This is a genomic window from Lysinibacillus mangiferihumi (assembly GCF_003049665.1).
Classification (GTDB): Bacteria; Bacillota; Bacilli; order Bacillales_A; family Planococcaceae; genus Lysinibacillus; species Lysinibacillus mangiferihumi.
In genome coordinates, this window is record NZ_PYWM01000020.1 from 29,588 (window position 1) to 45,072 (window position 15,485).

Below are 15,485 nucleotides of genomic sequence, written 5' to 3' on the forward strand. Positions count from 1 at the left end.
TTTTATTTACAATTCAAAAATTCTCTTAATTGCGCCTGTGACTTACCTGTTGGCACTGCGACTTCAACAGCCATTTTAATTAGTTCAGTAAGTCCTTCTAAGCGTTCTTTTTCAAAACCTACTAAGTGAACTTGTCCATTAATTTCAAATAAAATAGATATCTGAGCATTTATAAGATTTTTATCCATCAATAACCACTCTCCTGACGCTCATGGTTGACCTTGTTCTTTGCGTAGTAAGCTTCTTCTACCTGTTCCCATGTGAAGCCAAGCATTTCACCTAGTCCTTTAAAGATACCTATCACTCTAAGATAATTAGAAAATGCTGCGTCCAAAGCTCCTTTTTGAATATCCTTGTATCGTAAATTGTGTTGGATTTTAAATGCTTCATCCATAAGGCAAATAAATTGATTCGTAATATCTTGATTCGGTACTGTCAAAGCTGTATCACAAGTAGCTGGTGTACACTTGATTTCCAACCCAATACTCAAAATGAAATGCAAGCAGTCAACGTATTCTTCGAGCATCGGATTATGAGTGCCGCGACCGTCACATGTCTTGCACTTTTCTATCCAAACATCGCCATCACCCAAATATTCGTTCCTATATCCATCTGTACAATGACCGCATTCCATCTCACCCCGCGGCTTCCTGTCCTTACTCCATTTCTTAAATCCACGCCATTCATTAGCACATTCACCTAGCTCCACTTGTAACGCTAATAACTTCCAGTCAAGATTGTTCTGCCCTCTTAATTCTGGATGCTCCTGCATGATGTGCTCGTCCAATATTGCCTGTGTTTCAAATAATTTAGTTAAGTTCATAATTTCACACACTCCTTATCTGTTTCGAATTTCATTAGTATTTGATACGGTCGTGAATGATGCGGAAAATGATTAACCGTACTTCCTACTTTCCAACCTCTTTCCTTGTCATCCTCAATCATTCGTTTTAATTCTTGTGATGTCCTAGCCTTGGTGATTTTTCTTAGTGGTACCATGTATATCACCTCGATTTATTTAATTTAGAAGGGAAGATCATCTTCTGAGACCTCAATCGGCCCCTTACTATGAGCAAATGGATCTTCATCCACTCTCGTATAACTTGGCTGGTTATTATTACCGCCGTAATTGCCCTGTGGTGGGTTTTGATACGTTCCACCTGTATTTGTACTAGATTGATAGTTTGGCGTGCTCTGTGAGCTTCCTGCGCTGTTTCTTGGCTCTAAGAATTGGATGCTGTCGGCTACAACGTCAGTAGTGTATACACGCTTGCCATCCTGCCCCTCATAGCTGCCTGTTTGGATTCGCCCTTCCAAACCTATTAAATTTCCTTTTTTCATGAAGTTAGCTAGATTCTCGGCCTGCTTTCGCCAAGCTACACAGCTAATGAAGTCAGCTTCCTGTTCACCGTTCTGTCCTTTGAATGTTCTGTTGACGGCTACTCGGAACTTACAAGAGGCAATGCCTGACGGAGTATAACGAAGCTCCGGATCGGCTGTAAGCCTGCCAACTAGCACCACTCGGTTAATCAAGAGCTTCACCACCTTGCATAATGCTCCAAAGTATACCGTTAATGTTTTCAAGGTCATCAGAATGTTTTGTTAATGAAATGTATTCTCTCAACTGATACATCCCTTTCATCAACCTCTCAACCTCAGCAACAAGCGCTGGCACATCTGTAATCGCATGTTTAATAAATTCTGTATCACCATCATTTAGGCAATCGTATGTTTCATTACCTGTTTGGCAAATGGCATAATCTTGATTAGGATTGAATATATCGATATGCCCTTCTGTTGTTTCTTCACTTTCCCACGGCCCTGGTGTTGCCTTTGCCACACGTTCTTTAATAGCATTCAACTGTTCTTGATTCATCACTCATTCACCTCGCGTTCGTGTTCTGTGACGTAAATGTATGGACGTGTATGAAAGTAATCATTTTCTTTCGGATACTGCACTTCTACTTCTGGATGTCTTGCTATAAACTCTCCAACGTTCAATACATCGCCCATTTCTTCTGTCACTAACGGAATACCGACCATGCTATAACGTGTGTTCCCTGAATAACCATTTCGTTTCAATGTTTCGATATTTTCATGCATTGCATCTAAATTGTTATGAATCACTCTGATAGTTTCTTTTATTTTTGTTTCAAAAATGTGCAACACTTATTCACGTCCTTTCACTGGTAGATCAAACCATTCAGCTACGGCCGGCATTCCGTTTAAGAAATCTTTTTCGAATTGAATATGTGATTTTGAATATTTATCGTAGAAGTAGTTAAATTTTTCTTCTGGCGTTTCTACTAAAATGTAATTTCCTAACAATAAATTCATCAATCCTTCGCCTTCATCGCCATTTTCTAAATTCCATTTACTTAGCGTTTTTATATGTTCATGGCATACCTCATGATCAGCTGTGCTAGACTTAAACACCTCTGTTAAAGTCCATGTTTTTAACAATGATTCTCTTGCGTCTTTAACTTCTCGGCTAACCTTCACTTTTTCAACCATTGCTTACACTCTCCTTTTTACCAAGCATTTCTAAGACCTTTTGTCTTTCAGCCTCAAAATCTATTGTGTTATTTGATGGTTCAGTAGCTGACGTTGGTTCCTCCTCGTTACGATTAGCGAACCACTCAGGTACTACCTCAGTGCGGCCTGTATGATTTTTATAAGAGGATCGATTAGATTGTTGCCTACTAGCTTTCTCCCTCGATTCTTTGGCCTTTAATTGTTCAACGTTCAACACATGTTCTTGTCGCCACTTGGCTAATATGCCCTCTGTATATTGAATTGGCTTTTTAGGCTGTGGTTGTTGAAGTGCTGTTATTTTCATAGCTTCATAAACAAGTGCCGGTTCATTTTCTTTAGCCATGTGTTCTATACATTCACAAATGTAACCAGATGCTCTTTGAATGTTTTCATCAAAGAATCTTGTTAAGAAAATTAATTGTTCCTCAGTGACAGACGACTGACCGACTTCACTGTCTGTTGTTTGTTTTTCTTTTTTATTTTCTTTTTTATTTTCTTTTTCTTTTTCTGTTTGTTTTTCTTTTTGTCCACGTATCGTATTTAAATAATTACGTAACGTATACGTATCGTAAATTTCATTTTTAACAGCTACAGTAATTGAAACATTTGCCTCTGCTCGTTCGTACTCAAACTCTTTCAAAGTATTGATTTTTGCAATGACTGTTTCATAATTGACCGGAATCTCAGGATGCTTTAAATTCCAAAAATCAACTACTTCCTTCAAATCTGTTGTTCCAGATTTCAAATTATTAAATTTGTTATAAGAGACTACTAGATTTGAAATTTCTGAACCCCCACCATTAACTTGCGGATTGATATGATCTAGTTCAATATCTTTCAATTGAAGCTTTAACCCTGTGTAAAAGCATCGCTGGCCGTCACGCAAAATAATGTAATCACGCTTGGTGATGTTGTCCAAATCCTTTGGTTTAGATTGTTTAGATGGCTCAGCATAGTTACTAGCACCATTCAACACATTGATGTACAGTTGCTTCAAACTTTCATGGGATACTGAACTAACAACAAACTCTAATAAAGAAGTATCTTTAACATCCTCTAGTTCACGTCTCACACAGTCCATTATTGGTTTACCTGCTTTTATTAGGTTGTAACGGCCCCAGTTCCGTATTGCAATTTCCCTTGTTTCTTCGTTGTAACGAATCAATTTATGGTGATCCAAGAATCGCTGCATTAACGCATTAATTACTTCTGGCGAATAACCCAGTTCGAACGCCATGTGTTTTTTTGTGATTTGATAAACACCGATTTGCTTCGTGTGTTCATTCGTTAATAGATAAAGGAAAAATAATTTGTCCTCTGGTGTAAATTCTTCAATTACTTTGCCGTCTGTCCATAATGATGTATAAACATATCTAAATTTAGCCATTTGCCCTGACCCCTCCTACTTGCTTTTACGATGCGTTAATCGCTTCATTCGTTTTACTCGTCTACGTTCTTTTTGTAGAGCTTGATTGAAGTGATTCTCCGCATGATTCAACATGCTTTTGATAGCCTTATAATTCAAAGAACGATTATTAGTAACCTTTTGGAAGAAACCTCTTGTTTTGAACTCAGTAGACAATCCGTACGTTTCGATTGACCAACAACCGTTTGTACAATGCTTAGTTTCGTAACCCGTTTCGTGCCACTCTGAATAATCAACAACCTCAGAACCACACACTGTACACGTTTTATCTTTATAGCCCCGCCAAGAATACTGGTCATGAGCTTCCGATTCCCCAAACTCTCTACATAATGCTGAGAATATTGCACGCTTTCGTTCTCTGTATATTCCTGCCACTTATCCTGCCCCCTAATTAAATAATTGCTACTGGCTCCCAACCGTTCAAAATACATGCTTTATTGAATTTATCCGCTGGTATATCGATGTTTATTGGCTCATAAGTCTCCAACCATTTGTCAACATCAAAGCTGATACTTGCATCCTCGCCGAAACGTTCAATCATATATTTTTTATGAGCCGCTGATTCCGCGCGCACATTTTCAACATCTGTTAAATCTGGTCTTGTATGATCATTCCGTACGATGATAAATGCACTTTCGATGTCATCCATTGTCACGTCACCATCTGGGTCGCTCCAATCGATACACTCAATGTCATTTGCTAGATACCGGCCTTCTTTTCCGCGATGTTTTAGTACAATTACTGGAACGGAAGTAAGCACTACGTCCTCGCCGCCGAAGATGTTTTGTTGAAATACTTTCATGTTCAGCCCTCCTTATGTCGAAATATTCAAATTTTTAAGTATAGAATTATTCACAAAGTCCACAGATTTCTTTAATTAAAAATACCTTTTTATGAAGCTAAGACTCCTATTTCCCATGCCAATTTTCTAACTTCTGGCCAATAATGAGCACCTGATCCTTGACCGTTACGGTCCTTACAGAACCACTCATTAATTGTTGTTTTTGAATGTACTGTGTATTCTCGTAATGCTTTCACCCAATAACTTTCTGAACTAGACATTGGTAAAGAGCGTCCATATAAAGTCAACTTTTTAGGGGTCTCATAAACATGATGTCCTCCAAAAGCTCTACTTTCGATTTCTAACAGACCTAAACGACCATTTGACTTTAATTCAAAAGCAAACCATCTCGATGTCCAACCGATTTCATAAAGATACTTGAGCATATCGTTAGCTTTTTCAAGACGACCTGTTTTACCTATACTCTTGGCGTTTTTTAATAGTTCTTTCGTTTTCTGTGGATCAAAATTCAAACGGGCTAATGGCTTGTGGTATCCGGATTTCTCCACTAATTTCCTAACACGATTTTCTTCACAGTCAAGATCAAAAAAATTAAAGGAAGCAATGTTTGTATAGTGAAATTTATTAATTATCACCCACCACATGTTATTGATGTTGTGATAGATTGTTCCTCTTCGAAGTCGTCCTTTGCAATCACGGAAATATTTGACCTGTCCATTTCGTAATTGTTTACCATCTTTATCTTTAGCATTGTAAGATTCAATTTCATATTCAGGTAGTTCCTTGCCTTCTTTGTAATGGCAACTATCTTTTATTGCATACATCACTTTATCAAAAGCGTATTTTAGCACTGGCTTTGCTACATTTGTGTATCCGGCTGCGTCTAATATTTCGCAAATGTATTTTCTTTCAAGAATATACTGGCAACGTATTAAGTACGGCATTCTTTCAAATTTATCGAAATCGTAGTAACCACCACTTGAATTTTTCGTATTAATTTCTTGGTAAAATTCAAAACTAAATCCTACAGGATAGATTTTTGATTTGAATAATAAATCGCCTTTCCTCCCTTCCCAATGAGTATCTGCTAAAATTGGGTAATCTCTTAAAATGTGTTGATCTGTTTGAATCAAGAAACCACGCTCTTTTAACATTTCAAAGATTTGATTTAATAAATCGATTTTTCCACCATGTACACCAATATTCGTACTAGTTGGTGATGAATTATAAGTTTTTTCACTCATTCTATTTCCTCCTACGGAATAAAAATCATCTTGCCTGTTGCCCTTGCTACTGCTTTAAAAATACGCTCCATGTTGCTATTGCCATCCGATAAATGCAGTAAGTGTATTTCTTCGACCTTTGATAAGTCGTTTGCTTTAAAGAACTCTAATAGGTTTTCTAAGCTGAAATGCGATCTCATAACACGTTTTCGCATTGCTGGATGAATACGGCCACTCTCTACGTTGTCATCCAAAGTTTGTTGGTCGTAATTACACTCAATCATGATGTGAGTTAGGCCTGTAAAACGGTATTTCACATAGTAAGTATCTGTTGCAAATAACAGCTTGCCACCGTTGTCTGACTGTAGTAAAAACCCTAGTGGTTCATTTACATCGTGTTGTACATCAAACGGCAATATCGTCCATGTACCAACTCTGAATTGTTTCTTGCTTTCAACCGTTTTAATTCGGTGGTGCTGTAGCTGCAAAGCCTCTTGAGTACCTTTTGACATGTAAACATCTAGCCCTCGATTTAACACCGATTCCACGCCTTTACAGTGGTCTTTGTGCTCATGGGTAACAAGTACACCACCAAGGCTTGAAGTCTCGAAATTAACGCCCTGCTGTATCTGTTTGAAGCTGATACCACACTCTAGGAGTAGAGGGGTGCTACCGTCTGTAATGTGATAGCAATTCCCCTTACTTCCTGTAGCTAGAGTTTTGATTTCAATCATTAGAAACCAGGTCCATCAGTGAACGATGCTTGCTGTTGTTCTACTGGCTTTTTAGTTGCAACTACTACCGTTGCCTCAACTTTTTCAGCAGGTTCGTTAGAAATATCAATTACTTCTGAATTAGCGTTTTGCTCAATTTCTCGCTTCACTTCTTCAATGTCACCCATATCTTTAACCGTTGGCTCAAACTCGTTTTCTGTTGTTCGATTAACAGATTCTATTAATAGATCACTATCATCAGATGTATTAATAAAGGCTTTTGAAGCTCGGTTGATAACTGTACGTTTCGCCATTTCTTGGGGATATTTATTTTGAACATTTTGCGTTTTAGCTGTTGACCATGCTGTTGCAATTTCATCCATTGTCATAACCGTTAAGAATTGATAGCCGTCCTCGCGCTCAATAATACAATAAGCACCTTCGATGTCCTCTTTTTTACCTGTAGCAGCTTTCCAATTTACTTTGTGAGCTTTAAAAGCTAATTGACCACGTTCGTTGTATTCGACCTCGAACTCTTCGCCTTTCCAGATAACATTTGCCCATATATCCTTTACACCATTCAATCTTTTAAGGACTGCTTGAGTACCATGATAAGAACGTAGGAATTGCAATTTGTCACCGTATGGCACGAAATAACCTTGTTTTTTAGCTACAGATAACCCTTGTATTGCCATGTCTTGTAATGCAAAGGCAACTGATTCAGGAGTTACTTTATCAATCAAAGCTTTGCTACTACCGAAATCTACGGCTGTCAGTGTGAAATAAGCTGCTTGTAAGGCATTAACTGCTGAATAGTTATCAGGTAAGTTAATTTGACCTTGTTGTTTCATTTCCTCAATCTTTTTGGCTACTTGCGTAACGAAAGCGTTTTGTTTTTCTTTTGTTGCCACCTGTTGCTGTTGTTGTGCTACTTGATTTGTCATTACTTAACATCCTCCTTTGTCACTTCTAAAAATCGAACTTTTGTTAATTCATTAAGAGCATCTCGTAAATGCAACGCTTGTGAAATTGTTAGACGGAAATTTGGTGTATCTTCATGGAAAGGGAAAGCCATTTCGATTATTGGATACCCATTTAATGAACGTAATACGATGCAATCGTCAGTCGGGATAAATGTCGCAGCGTCAATTTGCACTGTTTTAATAGTCATACTAGATAGCCTCCTCGTTTTTTTCTAATTGAGATTCACCCACAAATACAACTGCGTCATATGGTGCATCTAAAACTACACCATACTCCATACCAGGCTCTCTAAAATCGTTATAGTTGTACACTTTGCCGTTTAAGCGAATATCTTCTGTTAAGCTTGAAACAATTACTTTATCGCCAGTTTTAAATTTACTCACTTAGATAGCCTCCTTTAACTCAATTGGGTCTAGCTCGACACGTAACTGCTTGTCCTTTTCAGAAACCACTAAGCTAATAAGTTGAGTTTCCACATCTATAAACTTGGTTACAGCCTCGGCATTATCCACGAAAATGGGTGCTAGGATGCCATAATGAGCTGATAACGTATTGATGATGTCTAAGCCAACATTAATTTTCGCTGCATTATTAAGGCCAGTGCCGTATGGTACGCCTTTAAATGTCGTTTCACATACTTCGTTTAATCCGCCATTTACTTGTGTATCAAATAGCTTGAATCGTGCGTATTTAAACTTACTGTTAATACGTTCGGTAAGCATGTTTACTTTTGTTCGGATAAATTCATCGATAAGGAATGTTGTTTGTTCAAGCTTTTCGTACTCTTGAGCAAGTTTCACCTGTTGATCTTCAAGCTCAATGATTCGCTCTTTACTCGCTTCGATGTTTGCATGTTGAGATAAAGCATTGTTGCATCCATTACGAATGAACTTTAATTTTTCTATTTCTTCATCGATGTCAGCGACAGCTTCATAAGCATGTTCATTTAACTGCTTAATTTCAGCCTGTAACGCTTCAATTTGTAGAGTGATAGATTTGTATTCATCAGTCACTGTCACATCTGGTACTGATGTTTGAGCTTGTTGCAACTTATCTTGATATTTAGTTAATTCATTCTGTGCTGATTCAAGCTTGTTCTTTGCAGCATCTAATTCCATATTTGCGGTAAATAAATCTTCATTTACTTCGTTGTGACGACGTGCTTTTCGTTCCTTTTCCTGTGCCAACGATCTTCCCTTATCGTTTACGGCTGACAATCTGCGAGCCTTTTCCTCATTAAACTGCGCTTGTGCTTCATTTCGAGCAGCCTCGACCTGTTCTTGAGGTAATTCTTGTTTACAAGTAGGACACTCGCACTTATCCTCATATTCAAACTGAGTATCGTTGTGGTGAGTCCACTCTTTACGCAACTCAACTAGCTGATCTTCTGTACGCTGAATGTCATTGGATAGCTGTTGTAACTCATTTTCTTTCGAGTTTTTATAGTTCTCTTTATGTTTAATTTCAGATTGAATAATTTGTACGTTACCTTGCGCTTCTTGAACACGCACTTGAAGCTTATTAATTTCTTGCATGCTATCAGTTTCAAACGTTCGTTTAAGATCAGTACGTTGCATTTCTAACTTTTGCAACTGGCGCTGTTTATCAAGTACTGATGCACCATTTTTCACACGGATTTTCTGTTGCTGTAGTTCATCCATATCAGCTTCGATTTGTTCAACTTGTTCACGCATTTTTTCAATGTCCACAGTCGTTTCCGGCATCATCTTATTGATTTCGTCAATGCGGACTGGAATCTTTTCGAGTTCGTCATTAATGTGTTTCTTTTGGCTAGTAATGATTTTCTTCATGTCCTCCATTGTCTTTCCGTTAAGAAGGTCATTCAATTTAGCCAGCGACGGATTTGACGCAATGACATCTTCATCCGAAATGTCACCACAAATTTCAATAAGTAAGGCACGACGATCTTGCCATTTCATTTGTTCATTGAAATACGTTGGCGAAGTTAAAAGCTTAAATACTTCTTCATCCACGATTTCAGCAACTTTGGCCGTATAGTCTTTTTTAGACATTGGTACATCATCTACAAAATGTTCAACTATATGCCCTGTAAACTCTGCTACAGCTTGACCACGTTTTTTCGTCCATTTCTCTTTGTAAATTTTCTTTAAAGTAACTTGTACACCATCGATTAAAAATGAACCTTCTACCGTATGCTCTAGATTGTGTCGTTCGGATCCGTCACCGTTTAATGTCTTGATGGCAAAATCCTTTTTGTTATTGCTATCTTTATCGAATAATAGCCATAAGAACGCATCAAACGTTGTAGTTTTACCTGCCTCGTTGTCACCAAAAATCTGTGCATTGCCACCGTCTAATTGAATATCTAATGATTTAATGCCCTTGAAATCACGTAATTTTAAAACTACCAACTCAATTTTCTTCATCTTTTTTGCCCTCCTGTGGTATGATGATGTAAATATTTATTTGTTAAGACCACTGTTCGCGCAGTGGTTTTTTTGATGGCTTAACCATCAATCTACTTACAAAACTGTCATCGCAACTGGGGTCTATTGACTGTCGCTCGCTCTTAAAAGCAGGTCATGGCGTACTGTGCTAGGTTTTATAAATAGATTGCTGATCCCATCAGGCTACAAGCCCGATGGATAGCCGTTACAGTGATAATTGAGACAATTCGTGCTCAAGTAACCACTCTTGGAAACTAAACATTTCCACCTCAACTGCACCTGTTTCTTGCTTATAAAGTTCAAATAATTCCATTGTTAAAACCTCCCTTGTTATGTATGGGCTTTTCCCATCAAGCAGCTTGTAAATTCCAAAGAGGAAACGGCTAACCAACCATTTACAAACTGCTTGACGAGAGCGAGTTTCGACTCGCAAACGTCAGATACTAAATTTCTTTTACTTCAACTTCAATGTCGTTATCTTCATCTGCTTTCAAGATATTTACAGCTGGGAAATGCCAGTTTTCATCCTGTCTAACTTTCCCTTCTAAAGCAATTTCCCCATATCCTTCTATAAAGCCACCATAGTAACTACCGTTGTTGAAACGAGCACGGTATTGAGCAATGTGTTCAGCATGTTTAGCTAAACTCTCAAACTCATGCATGTGTTGATAGAAATTCTCCATCCAACTGTCATCCATCACTGATTCATCTAACTCGATTACATATTTATCTGTTCTTACAACTTCAACCTCAAATTTTCTTTTCATAATTAAGCTCCCTCTGTGCCATAGCACTTTATATTTCAAACGTCTGGTTTTGTGTTATAATGAACTTGTATATGTTGTCGCTGTTTAATCGTTGCATCCGATTAAGCAGCTTTTTTATTGCCATTTAACTTTGCTAGCACATTCTTGTCACAAAAGAAATGTACATATATTAACCTTTGTTTTAATGTCATATGCCTCCACGCTCTAGGCTTGATGCGCAAGTTTCTTCACCACTTTCGCTTTTTTTCCTTGCAAGTTTAGTTCAACCGCAATCGACCGCAATTCCTTTCGTCTACGAAGTTTTTCTAGCTGTTCCAATGAATTATGTAGGTCCTGTTTGCGTTGTTTGGCTATGTCAGTTTCAAGTTTGTGTGCTAGTATTCTGATTTCAGCCGTTAAATCATCAATGCAAGATAATTCACGTTCTATTTGTTCATCTATATTCATTTGATATATCCTTCCTTTTGCAGGTACTGGTAATGGCTATCCCAAACACCTGTGTAACTAATGCTCATGTGATCTGTCATTACAGCTATAAAGTTAGCTAATGCTGTTTGAGCTTCTACAGCTTCTTCAAGTGTGTCCATCATTAGTTGCTTCTCAAATGGATTAATTGCATCTTTCGGTTTTGATAAACTTGTTTTTTTAATTGCGTCAATCGCTTCCTGCAGTTCTTCTATTGTTTTCTCACGTACGCTACACCTATGAAGGTCTACATTTGGGCCATTCAAGTAGATAGGACCTGTACTTGTGTATTCATGTTGTACTGTTAAAGCAAGTTTCGGATTATCGAATCGACTAACCAGCGTTCTACTAATATCTGATGGCACTTTCGCCCGACCATTCTCATATCTAGATAGCCGTTCCCTTCCAACTCCAATATCTAATCCAAGGCTTAATTGTGTTTCGGCGCCCCGCAGTTCCTTGATTAATCCCCCTACTGTATTTTCAGTGACATTCACATTTAACACCCTTTCTATTCAATTAAGGTCACATTTCAGTCTAAAGTTAACTTGGTTGCAACCATCAAGTTTCAGTAATTTGTGTATAATAATGGTTAAGAGGTAGATTTGCCCCTACCTCTTACTAGATTGGTAGTTTGACAGAGGCCATTTGCCCTGGCCTCTCCTAACTTGCTTTTAACTTTTTGATGGTTTGAACTTGATTTGTATTTTGTTCAATCCATTCAAAAACTAAATCCCTTGGATACCTTCCGTGAATATGTTCAAACTTAGGGAAGGTATCCATTTTTGTTAATTTATAAATGGCATTCCGTTCGCATTGGAATATTTCGCATAGATGTTCTTGCTTCAACATGTGAGGGTACTTGTTGATTGAGATGTTTTTCAAAACTTGTTCCATTTCTTCACGAATTATTAGTCGGATTTTTTCGAATATATTAGTGATAAAATTCGGATCAAACATAATAGCCCTCCTTTTAATATGATTTAATCTCTGTTTTCTGCTCGTTTAAGGGATTCACTCGCTTGTTGTAAAATGATGATAATTTCATCTAATTCGTCATAATCAAGACTTAAAGTAATACCTGTGTTTTCTGTGAAGCCATTAGATACATTTCCGTCTACTATATTTATAGAAACTACTGATAAGGCACTATCAACATTTGTATCTGTTTCAATTGCAAATTGATCTGTGAGTAAAGCATTTTTTCTGATTAGTTCTAACATTAGGCTCCCAACCCTTCTACTTTGATTTGATACTTAATAGCCATTTCTTTAACAATCGCTAAGTAGATTTCGGTTAATCTTGCATCTTCTGCAATAACATCGAGCTTTGTTACTTTATCCAGCTTAGATTTAGAAATGCCATTCAAAGCCATTTCTTTTCTTCGGTTACTTAAACGGATATCAAGTTTACAGCGACCACGTTCTTCTAGAATTTGATAACTTTCGTTGCGAACATTTCGATATGCTTCGAATCCGCCGCGCGAAAGAGCTATCTTATTAATAAGATTTGTAACCTTCTTGCGCCATTCAGTAGGGTTAAGTGCAATGATTTCAGCAATATTGTCCTGTTTTGTTTCCAATTGCAGTTGCTTTTCTTCTACTGCATTTAAACGGCGTTCTTGTTCAACGCCTTGTTGTGCCATCATGGCGATTAATTCAGCAGTTGTCGGTTGAGTTAGTTGACGTTCCATTTCATTAAATGCTTGAATGTATTTCAATTTGAATTGCATTGCTTTTTGACCTGTGAAGCCCATAGCGAGTAAAGTGAAGCCGTCTCGATTCATGTAAAACATACGATATTGCTGTTTGTTTTGTGGGTGTTCATAAGTAGATTCGTAGAACATTGGGGCTTCCCCAAAATTGGGGAGACCCCCTAAAATCGTTTCAATATCACGCAATACATGGTCGTGACGCTTTTCGAACGATTCTGCTACCTGTAATGATGTAGTTACAGCTTGTCTGTTTTGAATGATTACTAGATTCATGATAAATCCTCCTATGTTTAAAATTTTCCAATCTGCTAAACTATTGGTAGATTGGAGGTGTATTTAATGAAACTTAATCATGATTTAATACGTGACTTACTTCTTGCAATTGAAGAAATTTCTAATGGTCATGCAAATTTTTATATTGAGACTATTGCTCAAGAACATCTTCCGCAGTATGACTTTGAAGAAGTTGAATATCACAACATGCAACTTGCGCAAGCAGGTTTAATAAAAGTCGCTAATAAAAATAGTCATTATGTGTTAGATCTTACTTGGGATGGTCATCAATATATCGCTTCTATAAGAGAACAATCCATTTGGAACAAAACAAAAACTGTAGTTCAACCATTTGGAGTTGTTACTCTAGATGTCATTAAGGATGTAGCAACGAAATTTATAGCAAAAAGTATAGGTATTGAGTAACTCAAAAGTGTTTTAGTTTATTTTGAAAGGCAGATTTAAACTCCAAATGCGTAAACTGCCCTGCGTCTCTCAATTTTTGAATCATTTGATCTACATTCTCTGTAGTCGTGCTGTTCAAAGCTTTTTGCTCTATATCAGTTAGTATGGCAATCGTCACTTCGCCAGTTGGTAACAAACCAGTTACAACGAAATCGTCGTTGGCGATTGCTTCTATAATCGCGTGTAAATTTAATTTATTCGCATCCACATCTACACCACCTTTCGAGTTATATACAGATTTATCTGGTATAAGAAGAAGTATTACCTATGCAATTTTATTAGAATCGCAATTTGCGATGTCTTTATCAAAAAAAATTTCGTCTAATGTGACACCAAAAATTTCCCTTATTTTTGGTAAGTATTTAGTTGGCAAAATGCGATGTCCATTTTCAATTTGACAGTAATAATTAGGTGAAATACCAATTGATTCAGCCACGAACTTTTGTTGGATACCTCTTGTTTTACGCAATCTTTTAAGGTTATTATGGACAACTAGTTTTTCCTCCATAATTACACCCCCTTTCATTTCGCGATTTGCGATTTGATTAATTACACTTTAACATCGCAAAATGAGATTGTCAAACTTTTTTATCACGTTTTGCGAATATTTATATAAAAAATCGAGAATTGCGATATTATTTATAATAACGATTACTTAGAAAGGTTGTTTTTCATGGGCGAAGATATTTTAGCTAGACGCTTAAGAGCACTGCGAGAAGAGCATGGTTACCTTCAGAAATTTGTTGCTGATAAATTAGGTATTAAAAGTAATACTTTGTCCGGATATGAAAATGGAACAAGATCACCTGACCCATTGATGTTATCTAATTTAGCAGACTTATATAATGTCTCTATAGATTACCTATTAGGGAGAACGGATAATAAAGAAGCTTTACACAAACAAGCTGGTATCTCGGATGATGATTACAACAACCTTAATGCATATCAAAAAGAAGTTATTGATTTTTTTCTAACTAGAGAAAATTTATTCTTTAAAAATCAACCCAAAAACATATTAGACGCATTAGAACAATTTGAAGTTTTCTATGAAGTATTGAAAAAACAACAAGAAAATAAGAAATGATTTTACATTCTTATGTAGCTTTTCCAGACATTTAAAAATTCGCCTTTTCTATGGTGAATTTTTTTGTTAATATCAAAAGAACATATGTTTGCAAAAGAGGGATGTTATGACTTTCGTTTATACTCATTCAGAAGATTACATTAGAGACCTTTATACCAGTATCGGTGTAACTAACCCAGAACATTTAGACATGAAAGTAATTGCGTCGCGACTTGGGTTTACTTTATTCTTATCACCATATGATTCAACTAACATTGGTAATGTAATTTTTATAGATTCTAGATTATCCAAAGAGGAACAGTGGCAAGAATTTGGTCATGAACTAGGTCACGGGACTCTGCATTCTGGTAATCAAGCGAAATCCCCTCCTTTATTTAGAGAGTATCAAGAGTGGAAAGCTAACAATTTCATGTACCACGCATGTATTCCGACATTTATGCTAAATAAAATGATTCTACCTTCAAATAAGGAAAAAGCTATTTTCTTAATACAGAAAACTTTTAATGTCGAATATTGGTTTGCTGAAAAGCGATTAGAACAATATTTTAACAACCATTTAACATCAGTGAGTATAGATATTCAATTGTATATTTAAGTCGATTTAA

27 protein-coding genes are annotated in these 15,485 nt (G+C 36.9%); 3 read left to right on the top strand and 24 right to left on the bottom strand.

Features of this window, described 5'->3' with window-relative positions; translation table 11 throughout:
- Positions 1–2 precede the first annotated feature (2 nt).
- The 22 genes from C9J37_RS17585 to C9J37_RS17690 all read right to left on the bottom strand — a co-directional run bounded on the left by C9J37_RS17585 (position 3) and on the right by C9J37_RS17690 (position 13,331).
- Positions 3–188 carry a hypothetical protein gene (locus C9J37_RS17585; RefSeq protein ID WP_107896400.1) on the bottom strand — a complete coding sequence of 62 codons (186 nt, stop codon included), beginning with the start codon at positions 186–188 and terminating at the stop codon, positions 3–5.
- Positions 188–823, bottom strand: coding sequence for a dUTP diphosphatase (locus tag C9J37_RS17590; RefSeq protein WP_107896401.1), 636 nt, complete (start codon positions 821–823; stop codon positions 188–190). Before C9J37_RS17590 ends, C9J37_RS17585 begins: the two co-directional genes overlap by 1 nt.
- A complete protein-coding gene (locus C9J37_RS17595; protein WP_107896402.1) occupies positions 820–999 on the bottom strand; it encodes a hypothetical protein in 180 nt (59 codons plus the stop codon). The genes C9J37_RS17590 and C9J37_RS17595 overlap by 4 nt, the downstream gene beginning before the upstream one ends.
- 24 nt (positions 1,000–1,023) lie before the next feature.
- Positions 1,024–1,533 carry a single-stranded DNA-binding protein gene (gene ssb / locus C9J37_RS17600; RefSeq protein WP_107896403.1) on the bottom strand — a complete coding sequence of 170 codons (510 nt, stop codon included), beginning with the start codon at positions 1,531–1,533 and terminating at the stop codon, positions 1,024–1,026.
- Positions 1,526–1,876, bottom strand: coding sequence for a hypothetical protein (locus C9J37_RS17605; protein WP_107896404.1), 351 nt, complete (start codon positions 1,874–1,876; stop codon positions 1,526–1,528). Before C9J37_RS17605 ends, ssb begins: the two co-directional genes overlap by 8 nt.
- Entirely contained in the window at positions 1,876–2,169 is a 294-nt protein-coding gene (locus C9J37_RS17610) for a hypothetical protein (protein WP_107896405.1), read from the bottom strand. The genes C9J37_RS17605 and C9J37_RS17610 overlap by 1 nt, the downstream gene beginning before the upstream one ends.
- On the bottom strand, positions 2,170–2,514 hold the full coding sequence (locus tag C9J37_RS17615) for a hypothetical protein (RefSeq protein ID WP_107896406.1): 345 nt from the start codon (positions 2,512–2,514) through the stop codon (positions 2,170–2,172).
- Entirely contained in the window at positions 2,507–3,922 is a 1,416-nt protein-coding gene (locus C9J37_RS17620; protein ID WP_107896407.1) for a DnaD domain protein, read from the bottom strand. The genes C9J37_RS17615 and C9J37_RS17620 overlap by 8 nt, the downstream gene beginning before the upstream one ends.
- 15 nt (positions 3,923–3,937) lie before the next feature.
- Entirely contained in the window at positions 3,938–4,336 is a 399-nt protein-coding gene (locus C9J37_RS17625) for a hypothetical protein (protein ID WP_107896408.1), read from the bottom strand.
- A 16-nt stretch (positions 4,337–4,352) separates the two neighbouring features.
- The gene (locus C9J37_RS17630) at positions 4,353–4,763 is read right to left on the bottom strand and encodes a hypothetical protein (protein ID WP_107896409.1); all 411 of its coding nucleotides are present in this window, start codon (positions 4,761–4,763) and stop codon (positions 4,353–4,355) included.
- Between the two features lie 89 nt (positions 4,764–4,852).
- Entirely contained in the window at positions 4,853–6,007 is a 1,155-nt protein-coding gene (locus C9J37_RS17635) for a hypothetical protein (protein WP_107896410.1), read from the bottom strand.
- An 11-nt stretch (positions 6,008–6,018) separates the two neighbouring features.
- Entirely contained in the window at positions 6,019–6,720 is a 702-nt protein-coding gene (locus tag C9J37_RS17640) for an MBL fold metallo-hydrolase (RefSeq protein ID WP_107896411.1), read from the bottom strand.
- Entirely contained in the window at positions 6,720–7,643 is a 924-nt protein-coding gene (locus tag C9J37_RS17645; protein ID WP_107896412.1) for a RecT family recombinase, read from the bottom strand. The genes C9J37_RS17640 and C9J37_RS17645 overlap by 1 nt, the downstream gene beginning before the upstream one ends.
- Complete coding sequence (locus tag C9J37_RS17650) at positions 7,643–7,870, bottom strand: hypothetical protein (RefSeq protein ID WP_107896413.1); 228 nt, start codon at positions 7,868–7,870, stop codon at positions 7,643–7,645. The genes C9J37_RS17645 and C9J37_RS17650 overlap by 1 nt, the downstream gene beginning before the upstream one ends.
- 1 nt (position 7,871) lies before the next feature.
- Positions 7,872–8,066 carry a hypothetical protein gene (locus tag C9J37_RS17655; RefSeq protein ID WP_107896414.1) on the bottom strand — a complete coding sequence of 65 codons (195 nt, stop codon included), beginning with the start codon at positions 8,064–8,066 and terminating at the stop codon, positions 7,872–7,874.
- Positions 8,067–10,091 (bottom strand): AAA family ATPase, encoded by a 2,025-nt coding sequence (locus C9J37_RS17660; RefSeq protein ID WP_107896415.1) that lies wholly within the window; start codon positions 10,089–10,091, stop codon positions 8,067–8,069.
- A gap of 464 nt (positions 10,092–10,555) precedes the next feature.
- Positions 10,556–10,879 carry a hypothetical protein gene (locus C9J37_RS17665; protein WP_107896416.1) on the bottom strand — a complete coding sequence of 108 codons (324 nt, stop codon included), beginning with the start codon at positions 10,877–10,879 and terminating at the stop codon, positions 10,556–10,558.
- Positions 10,880–11,083: 204 nt separating this feature from the next.
- Positions 11,084–11,326, bottom strand: a complete 243-nt coding sequence (locus C9J37_RS17670; RefSeq protein ID WP_107896417.1) for a hypothetical protein — start codon at positions 11,324–11,326, stop codon at positions 11,084–11,086.
- Positions 11,323–11,841: a helix-turn-helix domain-containing protein gene (locus C9J37_RS17675; protein ID WP_107896418.1), complete on the bottom strand. Its 519-nt coding sequence runs from the start codon at positions 11,839–11,841 to the stop codon at positions 11,323–11,325. The genes C9J37_RS17670 and C9J37_RS17675 overlap by 4 nt, the downstream gene beginning before the upstream one ends.
- 166 nt (positions 11,842–12,007) lie before the next feature.
- Positions 12,008–12,304: a hypothetical protein gene (locus C9J37_RS17680; RefSeq protein ID WP_107896419.1), complete on the bottom strand. Its 297-nt coding sequence runs from the start codon at positions 12,302–12,304 to the stop codon at positions 12,008–12,010.
- Between the two features lie 23 nt (positions 12,305–12,327).
- Positions 12,328–12,567 carry a hypothetical protein gene (locus C9J37_RS17685; RefSeq protein WP_107896420.1) on the bottom strand — a complete coding sequence of 80 codons (240 nt, stop codon included), beginning with the start codon at positions 12,565–12,567 and terminating at the stop codon, positions 12,328–12,330.
- Positions 12,567–13,331 (bottom strand): Rha family transcriptional regulator, encoded by a 765-nt coding sequence (locus tag C9J37_RS17690; RefSeq protein WP_107896421.1) that lies wholly within the window; start codon positions 13,329–13,331, stop codon positions 12,567–12,569. The genes C9J37_RS17685 and C9J37_RS17690 overlap by 1 nt, the downstream gene beginning before the upstream one ends.
- 66 nt (positions 13,332–13,397) lie before the next feature.
- Here C9J37_RS17690 and C9J37_RS17695 point away from each other — a divergent pair, with 66 nt between their 5' ends.
- The gene (locus C9J37_RS17695) at positions 13,398–13,757 is read left to right on the top strand and encodes a DUF2513 domain-containing protein (protein ID WP_107896422.1); all 360 of its coding nucleotides are present in this window, start codon (positions 13,398–13,400) and stop codon (positions 13,755–13,757) included.
- A gap of 1 nt (position 13,758) precedes the next feature.
- On the opposite strand, the gene C9J37_RS17700 is transcribed toward C9J37_RS17695, so the two are convergent.
- Positions 13,759–14,004, bottom strand: a complete 246-nt coding sequence (locus C9J37_RS17700; protein WP_107896423.1) for a hypothetical protein — start codon at positions 14,002–14,004, stop codon at positions 13,759–13,761.
- 57 nt (positions 14,005–14,061) lie between these two features.
- Positions 14,062–14,304 carry a helix-turn-helix domain-containing protein gene (locus C9J37_RS17705; protein ID WP_167397350.1) on the bottom strand — a complete coding sequence of 81 codons (243 nt, stop codon included), beginning with the start codon at positions 14,302–14,304 and terminating at the stop codon, positions 14,062–14,064.
- Positions 14,305–14,469: 165 nt separating this feature from the next.
- Between C9J37_RS17705 and C9J37_RS17710 the strand changes: the two genes are divergently transcribed.
- Positions 14,470–14,880: a helix-turn-helix domain-containing protein gene (locus tag C9J37_RS17710; protein ID WP_107896425.1), complete on the top strand. Its 411-nt coding sequence runs from the start codon at positions 14,470–14,472 to the stop codon at positions 14,878–14,880.
- Positions 14,881–14,986: 106 nt separating this feature from the next.
- Positions 14,987–15,475 (top strand): ImmA/IrrE family metallo-endopeptidase, encoded by a 489-nt coding sequence (locus C9J37_RS17715; RefSeq protein WP_107896426.1) that lies wholly within the window; start codon positions 14,987–14,989, stop codon positions 15,473–15,475.
- Positions 15,476–15,485 lie beyond the last annotated feature (10 nt).

Coding starts and splice junctions, on each gene's coding strand:
- C9J37_RS17650 (WP_107896413.1), bottom strand. CDS start 7,870: ATGACTATTAAAACAGTGCAAATTGACGCTGCGACATTTATCCCGACT.
- C9J37_RS17660 (WP_107896415.1), bottom strand. CDS start 10,091: ATGAAGAAAATTGAGTTGGTAGTTTTAAAATTACGTGATTTCAAGGGC.
- C9J37_RS17695 (WP_107896422.1), top strand. CDS start 13,398: ATGAAACTTAATCATGATTTAATACGTGACTTACTTCTTGCAATTGAA.
- C9J37_RS17715 (WP_107896426.1), top strand. CDS start 14,987: ATGACTTTCGTTTATACTCATTCAGAAGATTACATTAGAGACCTTTAT.
- C9J37_RS17590 (WP_107896401.1), bottom strand. CDS start 823: ATGAACTTAACTAAATTATTTGAAACACAGGCAATATTGGACGAGCAC.
- C9J37_RS17685 (WP_107896420.1), bottom strand. CDS start 12,567: ATGTTAGAACTAATCAGAAAAAATGCTTTACTCACAGATCAATTTGCA.
- C9J37_RS17635 (WP_107896410.1), bottom strand. CDS start 6,007: ATGAGTGAAAAAACTTATAATTCATCACCAACTAGTACGAATATTGGT.
- C9J37_RS17605 (WP_107896404.1), bottom strand. CDS start 1,876: ATGAATCAAGAACAGTTGAATGCTATTAAAGAACGTGTGGCAAAGGCA.
- C9J37_RS17595 (WP_107896402.1), bottom strand. CDS start 999: ATGGTACCACTAAGAAAAATCACCAAGGCTAGGACATCACAAGAATTA.
- C9J37_RS17645 (WP_107896412.1), bottom strand. CDS start 7,643: ATGACAAATCAAGTAGCACAACAACAGCAACAGGTGGCAACAAAAGAA.
- C9J37_RS17665 (WP_107896416.1), bottom strand. CDS start 10,879: ATGAAAAGAAAATTTGAGGTTGAAGTTGTAAGAACAGATAAATATGTA.
- C9J37_RS17710 (WP_107896425.1), top strand. CDS start 14,470: ATGGGCGAAGATATTTTAGCTAGACGCTTAAGAGCACTGCGAGAAGAG.
- C9J37_RS17690 (WP_107896421.1), bottom strand. CDS start 13,331: ATGAATCTAGTAATCATTCAAAACAGACAAGCTGTAACTACATCATTA.
- C9J37_RS17620 (WP_107896407.1), bottom strand. CDS start 3,922: ATGGCTAAATTTAGATATGTTTATACATCATTATGGACAGACGGCAAA.
- C9J37_RS17585 (WP_107896400.1), bottom strand. CDS start 188: ATGGATAAAAATCTTATAAATGCTCAGATATCTATTTTATTTGAAATT.
- C9J37_RS17640 (WP_107896411.1), bottom strand. CDS start 6,720: ATGATTGAAATCAAAACTCTAGCTACAGGAAGTAAGGGGAATTGCTAT.
- C9J37_RS17705 (WP_167397350.1), bottom strand. CDS start 14,304: ATGGAGGAAAAACTAGTTGTCCATAATAACCTTAAAAGATTGCGTAAA.
- C9J37_RS17615 (WP_107896406.1), bottom strand. CDS start 2,514: ATGGTTGAAAAAGTGAAGGTTAGCCGAGAAGTTAAAGACGCAAGAGAA.
- C9J37_RS17630 (WP_107896409.1), bottom strand. CDS start 4,763: ATGAAAGTATTTCAACAAAACATCTTCGGCGGCGAGGACGTAGTGCTT.
- C9J37_RS17670 (WP_107896417.1), bottom strand. CDS start 11,326: ATGAATATAGATGAACAAATAGAACGTGAATTATCTTGCATTGATGAT.
- C9J37_RS17680 (WP_107896419.1), bottom strand. CDS start 12,304: ATGTTTGATCCGAATTTTATCACTAATATATTCGAAAAAATCCGACTA.